Source organism: Geodermatophilus nigrescens (assembly GCF_900129495.1).
GTDB classification, from domain to species: domain Bacteria; phylum Actinomycetota; class Actinomycetes; order Mycobacteriales; family Geodermatophilaceae; genus Geodermatophilus; species Geodermatophilus nigrescens.
Genome location: NZ_FQVX01000002.1, coordinates 880298 through 899880, shown reverse-complemented (window position 1 = coordinate 899880; position 19583 = coordinate 880298). Strand labels below are relative to the sequence as shown.

The window sequence follows — 19583 nt, the reverse complement described above, 5'->3', positions numbered from 1 at the left end:
GTCAGCTCCCCGGGTCGGGACGGGTCAGGCCGGGCACGTCAGCCCGTCCTGCGGCACCGTCAGGTCGATGAGGTAGGCGTTGACGGCGGCGCTGATGCAGTCGGTCTTCGGGTAGGCCGTGTGGCCCTGCCCCTGCCAGACCAGCAGCGACCCCGCGGTGAGGTCCTCGGCCATGTCCTCGGCGCCGGGCAGCGGGGTCACCGGGTCGCCGGTGTTGCCCACGACCAGGATCGGCGCGCTGCCCTCGGCGTCCCGCTCGGGCAGCGGGGTGCGCGGGGCCTCCCACGTCGAGCAGGTGTAGAGGCCGGCGGCGGAGCCCGCGCCGAACAGCGGGTAGCGGGCCGACCAGTCCTGCGCGAGCTGCAGCACCTCCTCCTCTGAGAACGTCTCGTCCTCGGGGGTGTCGGCGCAGTTGATGGCCAGGTTCGCGTCGGTCAGGTTCGTGTACGACCCGTCCTCGAGCCGGCCGGTGTAGGAGTCGGCGAGGGAGAACACGCCCGCGGCGTCGCCGTTGCGGGCGGCGGCCAGCGACTGCGACAGCTGCGGCCACGACGCGGTGTCGTAGAGCGCCGCCAGCACCGCCGTCATGATCACGCCGGGCGTCGCCGCCCGGGTCTCGCCGGGCCGGGCGCTCGGGATCGGTGCGCCCGCGGCCTGGGCGAGCAGCTCGTCGAGGAAGCGCCGCGGTTCGCCGCCGAGCGGGCAGCCCGACACCAGGCCGGTGCAGTTGCCGGCGAAGGCGTCGAAGCTCGCCTCGAGCCCGGCCGCCTGCGACTCGGCCTTCTCCTGCGGGTCGGCGTCGGGGTCGACGACGGCGTCGAGCACCAGCGCGCGGACGTTCTGCGGGAATAGCTCGGCGTAGGTGGAGCCGAGCGTGGTGCCGTAGGAGTAGCCGAGATAGCTCAGCTGCTCGTCGCCGAGCGCCTCCCGCAGGAGGTCCATGTCGCGGGCGGTGTCGACGGTGTTGAAGGTGCCCAGCGCGTCGCCGTACTCGTCGGCGCAGGCATCGGCGGCCTCGTCGGCCAGGGCGAGCACCTCGTCGAGCTGGGCCTGCGTCGTCGGGCGGGGCTCGGCGGCGGTGGACCGGTCCTTGAGCTCGGCGGGGATGCACTCGACGGCCGTGGACAGGCCCACCCCGCGCGGGTCGAAGCCGACCAGGTCGAAGCGGCGCAGCACGTCCTCGGGCATCGACAGCGCCAGCCCGATCGCCGCGTCGGCGCCGGAGCCGCCGGGCCCGCCCGGGTTGACCAGCAGCGAGCCGATCCGGTCGGTCTGCCCGGCGAGCGTCGCGCGCACGAGGAACAGCGGCAGCGTGGCGCCGTCGGGCTCGTCGTGGTCGATGGGCACCTCGGTGCGGCCGCACTCGAAGGCCAGGTCGCGCTCGCTGCCCGGCGTGCCGGCGACGAGGTCGGTGATCTCGGTGTCGCAGTCCTGCCAGGTGATCGGGGCCGCCTCCGGCTCGGCCGGCGTGGACGAGGCCGCCGACGACGACGCGTCGCTCCCGCCGGAGGACTCGGAGAAGGAGGTGCACCCGGTGACCGCCAGGAGCAGTCCGGTCGTGGCGGCGAGCATGCCGCGGCGCAGACGCATGACCTCCACCGTAGGTCGGGACGGGCGGGTGCCGGTCATCCGGTGAAGACCTCGGCGAGGTCGTAGCGGACCGGCACGTCGAGCTGGTCGTAGGTGCAGCTCTCCGGCGTCCGGTCCGGCCGCCAGCGCAGGAACTGCCCGGTGTGCCGCAGCCGCCGGCCCTCCAGCTGGTCGTACTTGACCTCCACGACCAGCTCCGGCCGCAGCGGCACCCAGGAGAGGTCCTTCTTCGCGTTCCAGCGGCTCTGGGCGCCGGGCATCCGGTGCTCGCCGTTCTCCTGCAGCTCGGCGTTGGCCCAGTCCTGCCACGGGTGCCCGTCGAGCGCGTCGGCGCGGTAGGGCGCCAGCTCCTCGACCAGCTCCGCCCGCCGGGCCATGGGGAAGGACGCCGCGACGCCGATGTGCTGCAGGCCGCCGTCGTCGTAGAGGCCGAGCAGCAGCGACCCGACGATCGGCCCGCTCTTGTGCCAGCGGAAGCCCGCGACCACGCAGTCGGCGGTGCGCACGTGCTTGACCTTCGTCATCAGCCGCTGGTCGGGCCCGTAGGGCAGGTCGGGGGCCTTGGCGACGACGCCGTCGAGGCCCGCGCCCTCGAACTCCTCGAACCAGCGCTGCGCGGTGGTCGCGTCCTGCGTGAGCGCCGTCAGGTGCACCCGGTCGGTGCCGGTGACCACCTGCTCCAGCCGTGCCCGTCGCTGCGCGAACGGCACCTCGAGCAGCGACTCGTCGCCGACCGCCAGCAGGTCGAAGGCGACCAGGTGGGCCGGTGTCTGCTCGGCCAGCAGGTCGACCCGCGACTTCGCCGGGTGGATGCGCTGCAGCAGCGACTCAAAGTGCAGCCGGTCGCCCTGCGGGACGACGATCTCGCCGTCGACGACGCAGCGCTCCGGCAGCGCCTCCTTCACCGCGGCCACGACCTCGGGGAAGTAGCGGGTCAGCGGGCGCTCGTTGCGGCTGCCCAGCTCGACCTCGTCGCCGTCGCGGAAGACGATGCAGCGGAACCCGTCCCACTTCGGCTCGTAGTACAGGCCGTCGGCGGTGGGCAGCTTCGTGGCCGCCTTCGCCAGCATCGGCTTCACCGGCGGCAGCACGGGCAGGTCCATGCAGGTCAGTCAACCAGCGGGGCCCGACACGGCACAGGACGACGTCGACCGGACGGGTGGTCCCTCCGGGCGTGCGGGATCCTCGGGGGATGCAGCAGGGGACAGACGCCGCGCCGGGCGGCCGGGTGCTCGGCGGCCGGTACACGCTCCTGTCCCTGCTGGCGACCGGCGGCATGGGGCAGGTGTGGCGCGGGCGCGACGAGCTCCTACGGCGCGACGTCGCGGTCAAGGTGCTGCGCGGCGAGTTCAACGGCGACCCGACCTTCCGAGCCCGTTTCCGCGCCGAGGCGCAGCACGCCGCCGGCCTGGTGCACCCGCACATCGCCACGCTGTTCGACTACGGCGAGGGGGCCGACGGCGCCGACGGCGATCCGGTCGCCTGGCTGGTCATGGAGCTGGTGCAGGGCGAGTCGCTGGCCGGCGTGCTGACCCGCGGCCCGCTCGACCCGGCGGAGGCGGCGCGGCTGCTCCGCGACGCGGCCGCGGGCCTCGGCGCGGCGCACGCGGCCGGCGTCGTGCACCGCGACGTCAAGCCCGGCAACGTCCTGGTCGCCGCCGACGGCACCGTGAAGATCACCGACTTCGGCATCGCCCGGTCGGCGGCCAGCGCCGCGCTCACCGGCACCGGGCAGGTCATCGGCACCGCGCAGTACATGGCGCCGGAGCTCGTGTCGGGCCTGCCCGCGTCCCCGGCCAGCGACGTCTACTCCCTCGGCCTCGTCGGCTACCAGTGCCTCACCGGGCGGCTGCCCTTCGACGGCGAGACGCCCATGCAGGTGGCGCTCATGCAGGTGCACGCCCAGCCCGCGCCCCTGCCGGAGACCGTCCCGGCGGGGCTGCGGGCGGTGGTCGAGCGGGCGCTGGACAAGGACCCGGCCCGCCGCTTCCCCGACGGCGGCGCCCTGCGTGCGGCGCTCGCCGCGGTCCCCGGGCCCGCCGCCGGCGCGGCCGCCCTCGCGCGCGCCGACACCGCGGTCCTGGGCGGCGCGGTCCTCGGCGGCGCGGTCCTCGGCGGCGCGGTCCTGGGCGGCGCCGTCCCGCCGCCGGCCACCCGGGTGCTGACGCCGCCCGCCCCGTCGACCCCCGCACCTGGGACGGGATCGGCTCCCCGGCGCCGCCGGGGCCTCCTGCTCGCGCTCGGGGCGCTGCTCGCGGCGCTGGCCGTCGTCGGCGTGGTGCTCGCGAACGCCGGCGACGGCGGGGACGCGACCCCGGCGGCCCCGACGACCACGTCGTCGGCACCCGCACCGGCCCCGGACCCGACGGTCGCGGTGACCGCCGCCGACCACGTCGGCCGCCCCGTGGGCGAGGTGCAGCAGGAGCTCACCGCCCGCGGGCTCCAGGTGACGCTGCGCCCGGTCACCACCGCCGACGTCCCCGACGGCCAGGTGATCACCCTCGACCCCGTCGGCGCGCTGGCGCCCGGCACGGTCGTCACCGTCACGCACGCCGTCGCCCCGCCGCCGGCCCCCGCCCCGCCGACCACCGCGCCGGCACCGGAGGCGCCGGCCGAGGAGGACGACGAGGACGAGGGCAACGGGAACGGCAACGGCCGCGGGAACGGCAACGGGAACGGCAACGGGCGGGGCGGCCGCGGCGACGACTGACCGGGACGGCGCCCGCGGGGGCTAGCGTCCGGGCGTGCGCCTGCTCGAGCGCGGGGAGCAGACGGCCGCCCTCGCCGCGGCCGCGCGGTCGGCGGCGGCCGGCCGCGGAGGCGTCGTGCTCGTCACCGGCGAGGCGGGCATCGGCAAGACGGCGCTGGTGACCGGGCCGGCCGCCCGGGTCCCCGGTGTCCGCGTGCTCACCGGCCGCTGCGACGACCTGGCCACGCCGCGCCCGCTCGGGCCCCTGCGCGACGTCGCCCGCGAGGTCGGTGGCCCGCTGGCCCTGGCGCTGGCCGGTCGCGGCGACGTCGCGGACGCGCTGCTCGCCGAGCTGTCGCGGCCGACCGTGCTGGTGCTCGAGGACGTGCACTGGGCCGACGACGCGACCCTCGACCTCGTGCGGACGGTCGGCCGTCGGGTGACGGGGCTGCCCGCCGTCCTGGTGCTCACCTACCGCGACGCCGAGCCCGACGGCGGGGCGCCGCTGCGGTCGGCGCTCGCCACCCTGCCGCCGGCGGCGGTCACCCGGTTGCCGCTGGCGCCGCTGTCGGAGGCGGCGGTCGCCGAGCTCGTCGGCGAGCAGGTCGGCGACGGCGCGGCGCGGGTGCACGCCCTCACCGGCGGCAACCCCTTCTACGTCACCGAGCTGGCCGCCGCGGGCACGACGGCGCCGCCGCCGTCGGTGCGCGACGCCGTCACCGGCCGCGTCGCCGCCCTCTCCCCGGCAGCCCGGGCGCTGGTCGAGCTCGTGTCGGTCGTCCCCGCCCGCGCGGGCACCGGCGTCCTCGACGCGGTCCTCCCCGGGTGGCCGGTGGCCGCCGCCGAGCCGGAGCGGGCCGGCCTGCTGACCGTCGGCCCGGACGCGGTCGCCTTCCGCCACGAGCTCGCCCGCACCGCCGTCGCCGAGACGCTCCCCGCCGCCGACCGGCGCCGCCTGTCGGCGGCCGTCCTCGCCGCGCTGCAGCGGCTGGGCGCCGACCCGGCCGACCTCGTGCACCACGCGGAGGCCGCCGGCGACGTCGCCGCCCTGGCCGCGGCCGCGCTGCCCGCCGCCCGGGCCGCCGCGGCGGCGGGCGCCACCCGCGAGGCGTTCGCGCACTACCGCCGCGCGGTGCCGCTGGCCGGGGCGCTGCCCGACGCGGAGCGGGCGGCGCTGTCCGAGGAGCTGGCGGGCGCCGCCTACCTCGCCGGGCAGGTGCCCGACGCGCTGGCGGCCGTCGACGCGGCCGCGGCCGCGCACCGCGCCACCGACGACCGGCGGGGGCTGGGCCGGTGCGCGCGGGTCCGGTCGCGGCTGCACTGGTACGCCGGCGACGGCGCGGCCGCGCGCCGGGAGGCCGCCGCCGCGGTCGCGCTGCTCGAGCCGCTCGGCGACTCCGCCGACCTGGCGCGCGCCCGGGCCGCGGTCGCGCAACTGGCCATGCTGGGCGACCGCGCGGAGGAGGCGCTCGCGGAGGGCCGGCGGGCGGCCGCGCTGGCCGACCGGCTCGGCGACGCCGCCACCGCCGCGCACGCCCGGGTGACCACCGGGACCGTCGAGGCACAGGCCGACCCCACCGCCACGGCCACCCTGGAGGACGCGCACCGGGCGGCAGCGGCGGCCGGTGACCACCACGAGGCGGTGCGCGCGCTGGTCAACCTGGCCTGGACGCAGCTGCTGTGGCTGCGGCCGGGTGCCGCCAGCGCGGCCGCGGATCGGGCGGCCGCGCACGCCGCGGCGCACGAGGTCGACGCGCTCGGCGGCTACGCCCGGCTCACGACGGCGTGGCTGCGGCTGCGCGCCGGCGATCCGGTGGACGTCGAGACCGCCGCCCGCGCGGAGGCCGGCCGCGACGGCTCGGTGAGCGACCTGCTGGCCCGCACGCTGCTGGCCGAGCGGGCGGTGCGGCGCGGTGACCCCGACGCGGACGAGCGGCTGGCCGACGTCGCGGCCCGGGCCGACCGCACCGGCGAGCTGCAGCGCCTCGTGCCCGTGCTCGAGCTGGCGGTCGAGGACGCGCTCGTCCGCGGGGGACCGATGCCCACCGCGCGCGCCGCCCGCGCCGTCGAGCTGGCCCGGGCGGCCGGTGGCGCCGGCTGGGGTGGCGGGCGGCTGGCGGCCTGGGCGTCGCTCGCCGGGGTGCGCCACGACGCCGACGGCCCGGCCGCGCCCGCCCACGCGGCCCTGCTGGCCGGGGACCCCCGGGCCGCCGCCGACGCCTTCGGCGCCCTCGGCTGGCCGCACGACCGCGCGCTGTGGCTCTCCTCCCTCGACGACGCGGACGCCCTGGCCGAGGCGCTGGAGACGGCGCGGGCGCTGGGCGCCGCGCCGCTGGCCGCGCGGGTGACCCGGCGCATGCGGGAGCTCGGTCTCGCCGTCCGGCACGGGCGGCGGGGGACCACCCGTGCCCACCCGGCGGGGCTGACCGCCCGGCAGGCCGAGGTGCTGCGGCTGCTGGCCGAGGGGCTGACCAACGCGGAGATCGCCGCGCGGCTGGTGGTCTCGCCGCGGACGGCCGAGCACCACGTCACCGCGGTCCTCGGCCGGCTCGGCGCCGGCGGCCGGCGGGAGGCGGTCCGCCGGGCGGCGGAACTGGGCCTGCTCAGTAGCTGAAGGTGGTGGCGCCCTCGTCGCCGATCCACGTCCAGAGCGGGACGGTGCCGGCCAGCTCGGCGCCCTTGACCAGCCGCCCGGCGTCGAGCTGCTTGGCCTCGAAGCAGACCGGGCAGACGAACCAGCGGCCGCCCGCGGCGAGGAAGCGGTCCATCAGCGACGGCAGCGGCGGGCACCCGGCGCACGCGGTGCCGACCGCGGTGCCCTCCAGGGCGAGCCGGACGGCCTCCTTGGCCGCGAACACGACCGTCTCGCGGCCGGTCTCGGCGGCGCCGACGGCCATGAGCATCGCGACGGTGACCTTCTCCGGGTCCTCGAGACCGGTGGTGAGACTGACGACGGCCTTGGCCATGACGTCCTCCTGGGGTCGCGGCCCGCCCGGGGTGGCGGGTCCGGCGACGACGCTAGGGACGCCCCGACCTGCGGACATGGGTCCCGGGCGCCCATCTGAGCGCCGCGGACCCCCACGCGAGCGCCGCCCCGCCGGTCAGGTGCGGGCCGCGCCCACCGCGTAGCGGGTGAACAGGACGCCGTCCTCCTCCAGCACCTGCAGCAGCCGCGGGCGGACGACGTCGCGCAGCGCGGGCCCGACCAGCCGCGCCTCGCCGCCGACCAGCGCGGGGGAGAGGGTGAGGTCGAGCTCGTCGACGACGCCCGCCTCCAGCGCGGCCGCCAGCAGCGCCGGCCCTCCCTCGCACACCAGCTGCTCGAGCCCGCGCCCGGCGAGCTCGTCGAGCGCCAGCGGCAGGTCGACGTCGTCGTCCCCGCAGACGAGCACGTCCACGCCGGCGGCGGCGAGGGCTGCCCGGCGCTCGGCGGGCGCCGCCGCGCAGGTGACCAGCACCGTCGAGGGCACCGCCAGCCGGCCGTCCGGGGCGAGCGACGCCCGCCGCGACACCACGACCACCGGCGCCCCGGCGGGCCGCCCGAGCGACGACCGCAGCGCGGCTACGGCGGGGTCGGCGTCCACCGGCCGGTAGCCCTCCGCGGTGGCCGTGCCGGCACCCACCAGGACGCCGTCGGCGAGCGCCCGCAGCGTCCGGAAGACCCTCTCGTCCCCCGGCGACCCGAGCCCCGCGCTCCGCCCGCCGACGGCGATCGCGCCGTCGAGGGAGGTCACGAAGTCCACCCGCAGCGACCGGCCCGGCGGGAGCCGGTAGGCGTCGGCGAGGTCGCCGTCGGACAGGTCGCCCGCGGGGTCCGGGTGCAGCCGGCGCATCAGGTGGTGAGGACCGCGGCGCTCTCGGCCGGCAGGGTCACCGTCGTCCCGTCCAGCGCCGGCTCGCCGGACGTCGCGAACAGCACGCCGGTCGCCGTCCGGTCGAGGTCGACCTCCTGCTCCTCGCCGGACAGGTTGGCCACCACCCGCAGCGAGCCGCGGTGCACGACCAGCACGCGGTCGTCCTCGTCCCAGCCGACCTCGACGGCCGACAGGTCGGCGTCGGCCAGCTCGGGGTGCGCCCGCCGGAGTGCGAGCAGCGTGCGGTGGACCTCCAGCAGCCGGGCGTGCGGCTCGCGCTCCGGCTCGGACCAGTCGAGCTTCGAGCGGCGGAAGGTCTCCGGGTCCTGCGGGTCGGGCACCTCGTCGGCGTCCCAGCCGTGCCCGGCGAACTCGCTCTTGCGGCCCTCCGCCGTCGCCCGGCCGATGTCGGGGTCGGTGTGGCTGGTGAAGAACTGCCACGGGGTCGCCGCGCCCCACTCCTCGCCCATGAACAGCATCGGGGTGAACGGGCTGGTCAGCACCAGGGTGGCGCCGACGGCGAGCAGGCCGGGGGAGAGGGTGGCCGAGATCCGGTCGCCGACGGCGCGGTTGCCGATCTGGTCGTGGTCCTGCAGGTAGCCGAGGAACTTCCAGCCCGGCAGGCGGGCGGTGTCCACCGGCCGGCCGTGGTGCCGGCGGCGGAAGCTCGACCAGGCGCCGTCGTGGAAGAACGCGCCGGTGAGCGTCTTGGCCACGCCGCCGAGCCCGGCATCGGCGAAGTCGCGGTAATAGCCCTGCCCCTCGCCGGTCAGCGTGGCGTGCAGCGCGTGGTGCAGGTCGTCGCTCCACTGGGCGTCGATCCCGGTGCCGCCCGCGATGCGCGGGGTGACCAGGCGCGGGTCGTTGAGGTCGCTCTCGGCGATGAGCGTGAGCGGCCGGCGCACCGCGACCGACAGCGCCTCGACCTCGCGTGCCATCTCCTCCAGCACGTGGGTGGCCCGCTCGTCGACCAGCGCGTGCACGGCGTCGAGACGCAGCCCGTCGACGTGCATGTCGCGCAGCCACATCAGCGCGTTGTCCAGGATGTAGCGGCGCACCTCGTCGGAGTCCGGCCCCGACAGGTTCACCGACTCGCCCCAGGTGTTCGCGCCGCCCTCGGAGAAGATCGGCATGAACAGGGGCAGGTAGTTCCCGGACGGCCCGAGGTGGTTGTAGACGACGTCCTGGATGACGCCGAGGCCGCGCTGGTGGCAGGCGTCGACGAACCGCTGGTAGGCCGCCGGGCCGCCGTAGCTCTCCTGCACGGCGTACCAGAGCACGCCGTCGTAGCCCCAGTTGTGCGTGCCGTCGAAGGTGTTCACCGGCAGCAGCTCGACGAAGTCGACGCCGAGGTCGACGAGGTGGCCGAGCCGGTCGATCGCCGAGTCGAGCGTGCCCTCGGGGGTGAACGTGCCGACGTGCATCTCGTAGACGACGCCGCCGGCCAGCGGGCGCCCGGTCCACGCGCCGTCGCCCCACGCGTACGAGGACGGGTCGAACCGGCGGGAGAGGCCGTGCACGCCGGCGGGCTGCCGCCGCGCGCGCGGGTCGGGACGCGGCGTGTCGTCGTCGCCGAGCAGGAACCCGTAGTCGGCGTCGGGGCCGGCCTCGACCTCCGCGCGCCACCAGCCCTGGTCGTCGCGGCGCATGTCGTGCACGGCACCGTCGACCTGCACGCGCACCCGCTCGGGCACGGGCGCCCAGACGGCGAACTCGACGGGTGCGGACATGCGGGGACCTCCAGAGGTGGTGCGGGGTGACCGGACCGTCTTGCCCGCGCTGCGGCCCGCCAACCACCGGTGCGGCGGCCGGGGGGAGCCCCGGCCGCCGCACGCGGGTCACGGCAGCTGCAGCACCTGGCCGACCGAGATGCGGTTCGGGTTCGGCACCTCGGCGCGGTTGGCGGCCCACAGGGCCCGCCAGCCGCCGTCGACGCCCTCGGCTCGGGCGATCTTGGCGAGGGTCTCGCCGCGGACGACGGTGTGCGTGTCGCCGGAGGCGGCGGGCGCGGCGGCGGGGGCCGCCGCGGGGGCCGGGGCCGGTGCCGCGGCGGGGGACCCCGCCTCGGGCGCCGACGGGTCCAGGGCCTTGCCGCAGGTGGGCCAGGCGCCCGGGCCCTGGACGTCGAGCGTGCGCTCGGCGACGGCGATCTGCTGCTCCTTGGTGGCCAAGTCGGCGCGCGGCGCGTAGGACAGGCCGCCGAAGGCCTCCCAGGTGCTCTGGCTGAACTGCAGCCCGCCGTAGTAGCCGTTGCCGGTGTTGATCGACCAGTTGCCGCTGGACTCGCACGCGGCGACGGCGTCCCAGTCGTTGGGGGCGGCGGCCGAGGCGGGGCCGGCGACGACGCCGATGGCGGCGGCCGCGACGCCGGTCGTCACGAGGGCACGGCGGAGCAGGGACGTGGACGTGCGCATGGGGGTACTCCGATCCGCCGCCTGCGAGGTGAGCTGTCGGGTTCGGAGCGATCGGTGCCCCGGCCGCACGGACGTGCGGCTTCACCCCCAGGCGCTGGTCCGGTCCCCCCGTGACCACGGCGCAGGCGCCGAGATGGGTCCCCCACCCCCGTCCTGGCTGTGCAGAGGTGCGGAGGCCGGTGGACGGGGTTCGGCGGGCCGGCTCCGGCGCCCTCCCGGTGTGGGAGAGCGCCGGGCCACGGTAACGGTCAGGTCACGCGACGCCTCACGCGCCCCAGCCGCAGCCGCCCGTCAGTCGCGGACGAGCAGCGCCACCGGCAGCCGGGCGAGCAGCTCGCCCACCGGCGTCCCGCCGGCGTCGGAGACCACCCGGGTGCCGGTCAGGACGTCCCGCCAGGCGCCGGTGGGCAGCGCCAGCGCGGTGTCGCCCCAGCCCGACGCCGCCAGCGCCACGGGCAGCCGCGTCGCCACGGGAACCGCGCCACCCTGCTCTGCGGACCCGCGGTCGAAGGCGACGACGTGGCCGGCCGCGCTGCCGGTCGCCCGCACCGGCGTGTAGCCGGTGAACAGCTCCGGGCGGTCCCGGCGCAGGCGCAGCGCCCGCGAGGTGACGAGCAGCTTCGCCGCGCCGGTGTCGTCGACCTCCGGCACCTCCCCGCCGTCGAGCCGGGCCAGCAGCGCGCGCCGCGCGCCGTAGTCGACCGGCCGGCGGTTGTCCGGATCGACCAGCGAGTGGTCCCACAGCTCGGTGCCCTGGTAGACGTCGGGGACGCCGGGCATCGTCAGCTGCAGCAGCTTCTGCGCCAGCCCGTTCGACCGCCCGGCCGGCGCGATCCGCGCGACGAACGCCTCGATCTCGCTGTGGGTCGTCGCGTCGTCGAAGGCGGCGTCGACCATCGCGTGCAGCGCGGCCTCGAACTCCTCGTCGACGTCGGTCCACGTCGTCGACAGCCCGGCCTCCCGGGCCGCCTTCTCCGCGTAGGCGTGCGCCCGCTCGCGGGAGAGCGGCCAGGCGCCCACCAGGTTCTGCCACACCAGGTGCGCCAGCGGCCGGTCGGGCAGCGGGTGGCGCGACAGCCAGCCGCGCACCAGGTCGGCCCACTCGGGGGTGACCTCGGCGAGGACGGCCAGGCGGGCCCGGGTGTCCTCGCTGCGCTTGGTGTCGTGCGTGGTGAGGGTGGTCATCGACTCGGGCTTGCGCGCGAGCCGCCGGGCCTGCGCCTCGTGCCACTCGTCGGTGGTGGCGCCGAAGCGGGCCGGGTCGCCGCCGACCTCGTTGAGCACCACGAACCGCGCCCACCGGTAGTAGGCGCTGTCCTCGACGCCCTTGGCCATCACCGGGCCGCTGGTCTGCTCGAAGCGGGTGGCCGCCTCGGTGCCGGCCTGCGCCAGCACCGGGTGCAGCGCGTCGACCGCCGCCACCAGGTCGGGCCGGCGGTCGCGCACGGCGGCCACCGCGGCGTCGAGGTGCTCGCGCCCGTCGGGCAGGTAGCTGCGGTAGACGGAGAAGGTGGCCAGCAGCTCGGCCAGGGCCTCCGTCTGCGTCGCGGCGTCGACGCCCGGCAGCTCGCCGATCACCCGCACCAGCCGGGCGACCTCGGAGCCGAGGATCCCGTCGGTCACCTCGCGCTTGCAGTCGTGCACCAGCTGCGCGTAGTCGACCTCCCGGCCGGCCAGCTCGGTGTCGAGCGCGGTCAGGCCCGCCTCGCCGGCCGGGTCGACGAGCACGTCGCCGACCTCGGCGAGCGCGTCGTAGCCGGTGGTCCCGGCGGTGCGCCAGCTCTCCGGCAGGTCCTCGCCGGGCTCGAGGATCTTCTCGACCACGGTCCAGCGCCCGCCCGAGGCCTCGGCCAGCCGGTCGAGGTAGCCCTTCGGGTCGGCGAGGCCGTCGGGGTGGTCGATCCGCAGTCCGTCGACGGCGCCGTCCTCGACCATCCGCAGCACCAGCTCGTGGGTGGCGCGGAAGACCTCCGGGTCCTCCACCCGCAGCCCGGCCAGGGTGTTGATGGCGAAGAACCGCCGGTAGTTGAGGTCGGCGTCCGCGCGCCGCCAGTCGACCAGCTCGTAGTGCTGCCGGTCGTGCACCTCCTGCGGGGTGCCGTCGCCGGTGCCGGGGGCGAGGGGGAAGCGGTTGTCGTAGTAGCGCAGCTCGCCGTCGACCACCTCCAGCTTCTCGACGTCGTCGGCCGAGCCGAGCACCGGGATGCGCACGCGCCCGCCGCCGGAGTCCCAGTCGACGTCGAACGCCGACGCGTGCGCGCTGTCGCGGCCGTGCTGCAGCACGTCCCACCACCAGGGCGCCTCGGCCGGGTCGGCCACGCCCATGTGGTTGGGCACGAGGTCGAGCACCAGGCCCAGGCCGGACCCGTGCAGCGCGGCGACGAGCCGGTCGAAGCCCTCCTGCCCGCCCCGTGGCTCGTCGACGTGCGCGTGGTCGACGGTGTCGTAGCCGTGCGTGCTCCCCGCCGCCGAGCGCAGCAGCGGGGAGGAGTACGCGTGGCTGACGCCGAGGTCGGCCAGGTAGCCGGCCACGGCCGCGGCGTCGTCGAGGGTGAAGTCGGCGGTCACCTGCAGCCGGTAGGTCGCCGTCGGGACGGCCCTCCGGCGAGCGGCGTCGCCGTCGGTCGCCTCGGTCACGGGGCGGCCTGCAGGACGACGGTGGCGCGCGCCTCGACCCGGACGGTGTCGCCGGCCTTGACCTGCACCGGCTCGACGGCACCCATCTCGGCGGTGTCGACGACGATCGTCCAGCCCTCGGCGTACTCGCCCGGCGGCACGGTGAACTCGATCGGCTCGTGGTGGGCGTTGAAGGCCAGGTAGAAGCAGTCGTCGACGACGTCCTCGCCGCGCTCGTCGGTCTCCCGGATGCCGTGGCCGTTGAGGTACATGGCCAGCGACTTGGCGAACCCGGCGTCCCAGTCCTCGTCGCTCATGAGCTCACCGGCCGGGGTGAACCAGGCGACGTCCTGCACCGGGTCGCCCTCCTCGCGGCGCACCGGGCGGCCGTGGAAGAACCGGCGGCGGCGGAAGGTCGGGTGCTCGGTGCGCAGCCGGGTGACCAGCTTGGTGAACTCCAGCAGCCCCTCGTCGACCGAGTCCCAGTCGATCCAGGTCAGCTCGGAGTCCTGGCAGTAGCCGTTGTTGTTGCCGCCCTGCGTGCGGCCGAGCTCGTCGCCGTGCAGCAGCATGGGCACGCCCTGGCTGAGCATCAGCGACACGAGGAAGTTGCGCCGCTGGCGCGCCCGCAGCTCCAGCACCTCGGCGTCGTCGGTCTCGCCCTCGACGCCGCAGTTCCAGCTGCGGTTGTGGCTCTCGCCGTCGTTGTTGTCCTCGCCGTTGGCCTCGTTGTGCTTCTCGTTGTAGGAGACGAGGTCGTTGAGCGTGAAGCCGTCGTGCGCGGTGACGAAGTTGATGCTCGCCACCGGCCGGCGGCCGGAGTGCTTGTAGAGGTCGGCCGACCCGGAGATCCGGCTGGCGAACTCGCCGATGGTGGCGTCCTCGCCCCGCCAGAAGTCGCGGACGGTGTCGCGGTACTTGCCGTTCCACTCGGTCCACAGCGCCGGGAAGTTGCCGACCTGGTAGCCGCCGTCGCCGATGTCCCACGGCTCGGCGATGAGCTTGACCTGGCTGACGATCGGGTCCTGGTGGACCAGGTCGAAGAAGGCCGACAGCCGGTCCACCTCGTGGAACTGGCGGGCCAGGGTGGAGGCGAGGTCGAAGCGGAAGCCGTCGACGTGCATCTCGGTCACCCAGTAGCGCAGCGAGTCCATGATCAGCTGCAGCGCCTGCGGGGTGCGGACGTTGAGCGAGTTCCCGGTGCCCGTCGTGTCCATGTAGTACTGCTCGTCGCCCTCGACCAGCCGGTAGTACGTCCGGTTGTCGATGCCCTTGAACGACAGCGTCGGGCCCATGTGGTTGCCCTCGGCGGTGTGGTTGTAGACGACGTCGAGGATGACCTCGATGCCGGCCTCGTGCAGCGTCCGGACCATGCCCTTGAACTCCTGGACCTGCTGGCCGTCGGTCTGCTGCGCGTACTCGTTGTGCGGCGCGAAGAAGCCGATCGTGTTGTAGCCCCAGTAGTTGCGCAGGCCCTTCTGCAGCAGCGTGTCGTCCTGCACGAACTGGTGCACGGGCATGAGCTCGATCGCGGTGATGCCCAGGGACTGCAGGTGCTCGATGACCGCCGGGTGCGCGATGCCGGCGTAGGTGCCCCGCAGCTCCTCGGGGATGCGCGGGTGGGTCATCGTCAGGCCCTTGACATGGGCCTCGTAGATGACCGTCTTGTTGTAGGGCGTCCGCGGCGGGCGGTCCACGCCCCAGTCGAAGTACGGGTTGACGACGACGGACTTCGGCATGTGCGGCGCGGAGTCGTCGTCGTTGCGCTCGCCGGACCCGAAGCGGTAGCCGAAGCAGGCCTCGTCCCAGTCGATGTTGCCGTCGATGGCCTTGGCGTAGGGGTCGAGCAGCAGCTTGTTGGGGTTGCAGCGCTGCCCGTTCTCCGGGTCGTAGGGGCCGTGCACGCGGAAGCCGTAGCGCTGCCCGGGCTGGATGCCGGGGAGGAAGGCGTGCCACACGTAGCCGTCCATCTCGGGGAGCCGGATCCGCTCCTCGTTGCCCGCCTCGTCGAAGAGGCAGAGCTCCACCTTCTCCGCGACCTCGCTGAAGATGGCGAAGTTCGTCCCGGTGCCGTCGTAGGTGGCGCCGAGGGGGTAGGCGGAACCGGGCCACACCTGGGTCCGGGGCTGGGTCATGGACGTCGTTCCTCCTGCAGGGGGCGCCCCGGGCGGGGGTCCGGGACGCGGTGGCCCCCCGCCACGGCCGTCGGCAGGGGGTCTGGGCACGGGCTGCCCGCCCGTCCCTTGCCCGATCCGGCCCGGCCCACACCTGCCGCGGTGCAGGTCACGTCCCGCCCGTCCCGGCGGTCCCGGTGGTCCCGGCGCCGCGACGACGACGCCCCCCACGGCGGGGCCGCGGGGGGCGTCGTGCGCAGGTCCGGCGGCGCCTGTCCGGCGGCCGGGGAGCGGCGCCGGGTCCGACCTCGCCCTGTCCGGGTGGCACTGGTCCCTGCGCGCTCCTGCGAGGCGACACGCTAGCGGGGACGGCGCGCCGGGACGAGCACCGAGGCCCCTCCCGGCCTCCCGGCACGGTCCCGTCCGTCCCGCCCGGCGCAGTCGCACGTCCCGTCCCAGCGGTTTCTGTCGCACGCCGGTCGTACCGTCGTCCCCGTGCGCGCGACCACCGACATCCGGCCCACCCAGGGGCGTTTCCGCGTCGTCAGCGAGTTCCAGCCCTCGGGTGACCAGCCGGCCGCCATCAAGGCCCTCGCCGAGCGGGTGAACGCCGGCACGCAGGACTCGGTGCTGCTGGGCGCCACCGGCACCGGGAAGTCGGCCACCACCGCCTGGCTCATCGAGCAGGTGCAGCGGCCCACGCTGGTGATGGCGCCGAACAAGACCCTCGCCGCCCAGCTGGCCAACGAGTTCCGCGAGCTGCTGCCGGACAACGCCGTCGAGTACTTCGTCTCGTACTACGACTACTACCAGCCCGAGGCCTACGTCCCGCAGACCGACACCTACATCGAGAAGGACTCCTCGATCAACGAGGAGGTCGAGCGGCTGCGGCACTCGGCCACCAACAGCCTGCTCACCCGGCGCGACGTCGTCGTGGTCTCCACCGTCTCCTGCATCTACGGCCTGGGCACGCCGTCGGAGTACGTCGAGCGGGCGCTGAAGATCTCGGTGGGGGAGGAGCGCGACCGCGACGAGCTGCTGCGCACCCTGGTCACCGAGCAGTACACCCGCAACGACCTGTCGTTCACCCGCGGCACGTTCCGGGTGCGCGGCGACACGATCGAGGTCTTCCCGGTTTACGAGGAGCTCGCCGTCCGGATCGAGATGTTCGGCGACGAGGTGGAGCGGCTGTACTACCTGCACCCGCTCACCGGCGAGGTCGTCCGCGAGGTCCAGGAGCTGTTCGTCTTCCCCGCCAGCCACTACGTCGCCGGTCCCGAGCGGATGGAGCGGGCGATCGGCACCATCGAGGCAGAGCTCGAGGGGCGGCTGGCGGAGCTCGAGAAGCAGGGCAAGCTGCTGGAGGCGCAGCGGCTGCGCATGCGCACCACCTACGACATCGAGATGATCCGCCAGGTCGGCTTCTGCTCGGGCATCGAGAACTACAGCCGGCACATCGACGGCCGCGCGCCGGGCTCCGCGGGCGCCTGTCTCATCGACTACTTCCCCGACGACTTCCTGCTGGTCATCGACGAGTCGCACGTGACCGTCCCGCAGATCGGCGGCATGTACGAGGGCGACATGAGCCGCAAGCGGACGCTCGTCGAGCACGGCTTCCGGCTGCCCTCGGCGATGGACAACCGCCCGCTGAAGTGGGAGGAGTTCACCGACCGGATCGGCCAGACCGTCTACCTGTCGGCCACCCCCGGCCCCTACGAGCTGGGCCGCGTGCAGGGCGACGTCGTCGAGCAGGTCATCCGCCCGACCGGCCTGGTCGACCCGGAGGTCGTCGTCAAGCCGACCAAGGGCCAGATCGACGACCTGGTGGGCGAGATCCGCGAGCGCACCGAGAAGGACGAGCGGGTCCTGGTCACCACCCTGACCAAGAAGATGGCCGAGGACCTCACCGACTACCTGCTCGAGCTCGGCATCAAGGTCCGGTACCTGCACTCCGAGGTCGACACGCTGCGCCGGGTCGAGCTGCTGCGGGAGCTCCGGCAGGGCGAGTACGACGTGCTGGTCGGCATCAACCTGCTGCGCGAGGGCCTCGACCTGCCCGAGGTGTCGCTGGTGGCCATCCTCGACGCCGACAAGGAGGGCTTCCTGCGGTCGGGCACGTCGCTGATCCAGACGATCGGCCGCGCCGCCCGCAACGTGTCCGGCCAGGTGCACATGTACGCCGACACGATCACGCCCTCGATGGCCACGGCGATCGAGGAGACCAGCCGGCGCCGCGAGAAGCAGATCGCCTACAACCGCGAGCGGGGCATCGACCCGCAGCCGCTGCGCAAGAAGATCGTCGACCTCCTCGACGGGATCTACCGCGAGGCGGAGGACGGCGGCGCGGAGCTCGTCGGCGGATCGGGCCGGCAGCAGTCGCGCGGCAAGGCGCCGGTGCCGGGGCTGTCGTCGAAGACGAAGGCGAAGGGCAAGGCCGGGGCGATCGACGTCCAGGGCCTGCCGCGCGCGGAGCTCGCCGACCTGATCAGCCAGATGAACGACCAGATGCTGGCCGCCGCCCGCGAGCTGCAGTTCGAGGTGGCCGCCCGGCTGCGCGACGAGCTGACCGAGCTCAAGAAGGAGCTGCGCCAGCTCGACGCCGCGCACGCCTGACCGGGCCCGCGGGGCCGGCCGGTGCGCCGGCCCCGCGGACCGTGCGCCGGGCCCGGCGGCCCGCGGACACCTCCGGGTGAGACGGACGCAACCGTCTGCCCGGGTCGGGAACCCGCCGCGCCCCGCCGCCCGTTGAGCGTCCTGGACCCACCCGTGCGACGTTCCTGCGCCTCGCGGACCGGGTCCTGCGTGGAGGGGAGTATCCCGCCGCGGTGGCGTCGTCAGCACGGGCCGCAGGACCCCGGCGCCACCGGCCGACCGCGATGCGGTCGGTGGGAGAGACCTCCGGTGCTGACAACTGCCAGTGGACCGGAGGTACCACCGTATGGACGTCCCCTTCTGGGTGTGGGCGATCACCGTCGGCGCGATCATCGCGATGATCGCGTTCGACTTCGTCGGGCACGTGCGCACCCCGCACGCGCCCTCGCTGCGGGAGGCGGCCACCTGGTCGGCGGCCTACGTCGCCATCGCCGTCGTGTTCGGCATCGGGGTGTGGATCTTCGCCGGCGGCCAGTACGGCGGTGAGTACTTCGCCGGCTACATCACCGAGAAGAGCCTGTCGGTCGACAACCTCTTCGTCTTCGTCCTGATCATGGCCAGCTTCGCGGTGCCCCGGGAGCTGCAGCAGAAGGTGCTGCTGTTCGGCATCGCGTTCGCGCTGATCCTGCGGACGGTCTTCATCTTCCTCGGCGCCGCGGCGATCGAGAACTTCAGCTGGGTCTTCTACCTCTTCGGTGCCTTCCTCATCTACACCGCGGTCGCGCAGGCGCGTGCCGGCGGCGACGACGACGAGGAGTTCAAGGAGAACGGCTTCCTGCGCCTGGTCCGCCGGGTCGTCCCGACGACGTCGGACTACCACGGCGACCGGATGACCACGAAGCTCGACGGCAAGCGCTTCATCACCCCGCTGGCCATCGCCCTGGTCGCCATCGGCAGCGCCGACATCCTCTTCGCCGTCGACTCGATCCCGGCGATCTTCGGCCTGACCGAGGAGACCTTCTTGGTCTTCGCCGCCAACGCCTTCTCGCTGCTCGGTCTGCGCCAGCTGTTCTTCCTCATCGACGGCCTGCTCGACCGCCTCGTCTACCTGCACTACGGCCTGGCGGTCATCCTCGGCTTCATCGGGATCAAGCTGCTCATCCACGCGCTGCACGAGAACGAGCTGCCCTTCATCAACGGCGGCGAGCACGTCACCGCCATCCCGGAGATCCCGACCTGGCTGTCGCTCCTGGTCATCGTCGTCACGCTGGCCGTCACCACGGTGGCGAGCCTGGCGCGCAGCCGCCGCGACGCCCGCGAGGCCGCCGCGGTGGGCGCCCCGGAGCCCAGCGCGGGTCACGATGCGGCCGCCGTCGCCGGGGAGACCGGGACCCCGACCGTCCGCACCGACGGCGACGTCTCGCCTGCGGTGCGTACCGACGAGCGCGGCGGGCACCGCTCCTCCTGACCCGGCCGGGCCGGGCGGGCGCTCGGGCGGCTCCCGCCCGGCCCCGCCCGGCACCCGGGTCGCGGCACCTGTTCACCCGGGTGGCCGTGCGGCAGTATCCGAGACACGTCCGCTCCGCCGGGTGCCCGACCGGCACCCGGTGCGGCGGTGCCGGGGGACGGCGCCGGGCGCCCGCGCCCGCGTCCCCCGGTCGCACCGGCCCGCCGGTGCGCTGCGCAGCGGCGACCGCCGCGGCGCTCGACGACA

The 19583-nt window shown here is 75.2% G+C and carries 12 protein-coding genes and 1 riboswitch; of the genes, 4 read left to right on the top strand and 8 right to left on the bottom strand.

The genetic code is table 11. The annotated features are described in order from the left end of the window. Positions 1-24: 24 nt before the first annotated feature. Together BUE37_RS11800 and BUE37_RS11795 are read right to left on the bottom strand one after the other, a co-directional pair. Positions 25-1590: an alpha/beta hydrolase gene (locus BUE37_RS11800; protein WP_073420784.1), complete on the bottom strand. Its 1566-nt coding sequence runs from the start codon at positions 1588-1590 to the stop codon at positions 25-27. A gap of 35 nt (positions 1591-1625) precedes the next feature. Beyond that, positions 1626-2693 carry an ATP-dependent DNA ligase gene (locus BUE37_RS11795; RefSeq protein WP_073420321.1) on the bottom strand — a complete coding sequence of 356 codons (1068 nt, stop codon included), beginning with the start codon at positions 2691-2693 and terminating at the stop codon, positions 1626-1628. Between the two features lie 89 nt (positions 2694-2782). On the opposite strand from BUE37_RS11795, the gene BUE37_RS11790 reads away from it, so the two are divergent. Both BUE37_RS11790 and BUE37_RS11785 read left to right on the top strand, forming a co-directional pair. Beyond that, a complete protein-coding gene (locus BUE37_RS11790; protein ID WP_073420320.1) occupies positions 2783-4300 on the top strand; it encodes a serine/threonine protein kinase in 1518 nt (505 codons plus the stop codon). A 34-nt stretch (positions 4301-4334) separates the two neighbouring features. Next, positions 4335-6893, top strand: coding sequence for an ATP-binding protein (locus BUE37_RS11785; RefSeq protein ID WP_083628572.1), 2559 nt, complete (start codon positions 4335-4337; stop codon positions 6891-6893). On the opposite strand, the gene BUE37_RS11780 is transcribed toward BUE37_RS11785, so the two are convergent. The 6 genes from BUE37_RS11780 to glgX form a co-directional block, all read right to left on the bottom strand. Beyond that, positions 6883-7245, bottom strand: coding sequence for a DsrE family protein (locus tag BUE37_RS11780; RefSeq protein ID WP_073420319.1), 363 nt, complete (start codon positions 7243-7245; stop codon positions 6883-6885). The genes BUE37_RS11785 and BUE37_RS11780 overlap by 11 nt on opposite strands. A gap of 135 nt (positions 7246-7380) precedes the next feature. Next, entirely contained in the window at positions 7381-8112 is a 732-nt protein-coding gene (locus BUE37_RS11775) for a dihydrofolate reductase family protein (RefSeq protein WP_073420318.1), read from the bottom strand. Next, a complete protein-coding gene (gene treZ / locus BUE37_RS11770) occupies positions 8112-9863 on the bottom strand; it encodes a malto-oligosyltrehalose trehalohydrolase (protein ID WP_073420317.1) in 1752 nt (583 codons plus the stop codon). Before treZ ends, BUE37_RS11775 begins: the two co-directional genes overlap by 1 nt. 108 nt (positions 9864-9971) lie before the next feature. After that, positions 9972-10547 carry a LysM peptidoglycan-binding domain-containing protein gene (locus BUE37_RS24835; RefSeq protein WP_073420316.1) on the bottom strand — a complete coding sequence of 192 codons (576 nt, stop codon included), beginning with the start codon at positions 10545-10547 and terminating at the stop codon, positions 9972-9974. Between the two features lie 5 nt (positions 10548-10552). Further along, positions 10553-10685: riboswitch (cyclic di-AMP (ydaO/yuaA leader) on the bottom strand. Positions 10686-10838: 153 nt separating this feature from the next. Next, positions 10839-13184 carry a malto-oligosyltrehalose synthase gene (gene treY, locus BUE37_RS11760; protein WP_073420315.1) on the bottom strand — a complete coding sequence of 782 codons (2346 nt, stop codon included), beginning with the start codon at positions 13182-13184 and terminating at the stop codon, positions 10839-10841. Next, on the bottom strand, positions 13181-15298 hold the full coding sequence (gene glgX, locus BUE37_RS11755; RefSeq protein WP_073420314.1) for a glycogen debranching protein GlgX: 2118 nt from the start codon (positions 15296-15298) through the stop codon (positions 13181-13183). The genes treY and glgX overlap by 4 nt, the downstream gene beginning before the upstream one ends. 474 nt (positions 15299-15772) lie before the next feature. Between glgX and uvrB the strand changes: the two genes are divergently transcribed. Next, complete coding sequence (uvrB, locus tag BUE37_RS11750; protein WP_073420313.1) at positions 15773-17890, top strand: excinuclease ABC subunit UvrB; 2118 nt, start codon at positions 15773-15775, stop codon at positions 17888-17890. 325 nt (positions 17891-18215) lie between these two features. Next, a complete protein-coding gene (locus BUE37_RS11745; protein ID WP_083628571.1) occupies positions 18216-19337 on the top strand; it encodes a TerC family protein in 1122 nt (373 codons plus the stop codon). The last annotated feature ends 246 nt before the right edge of the window (positions 19338-19583 follow it).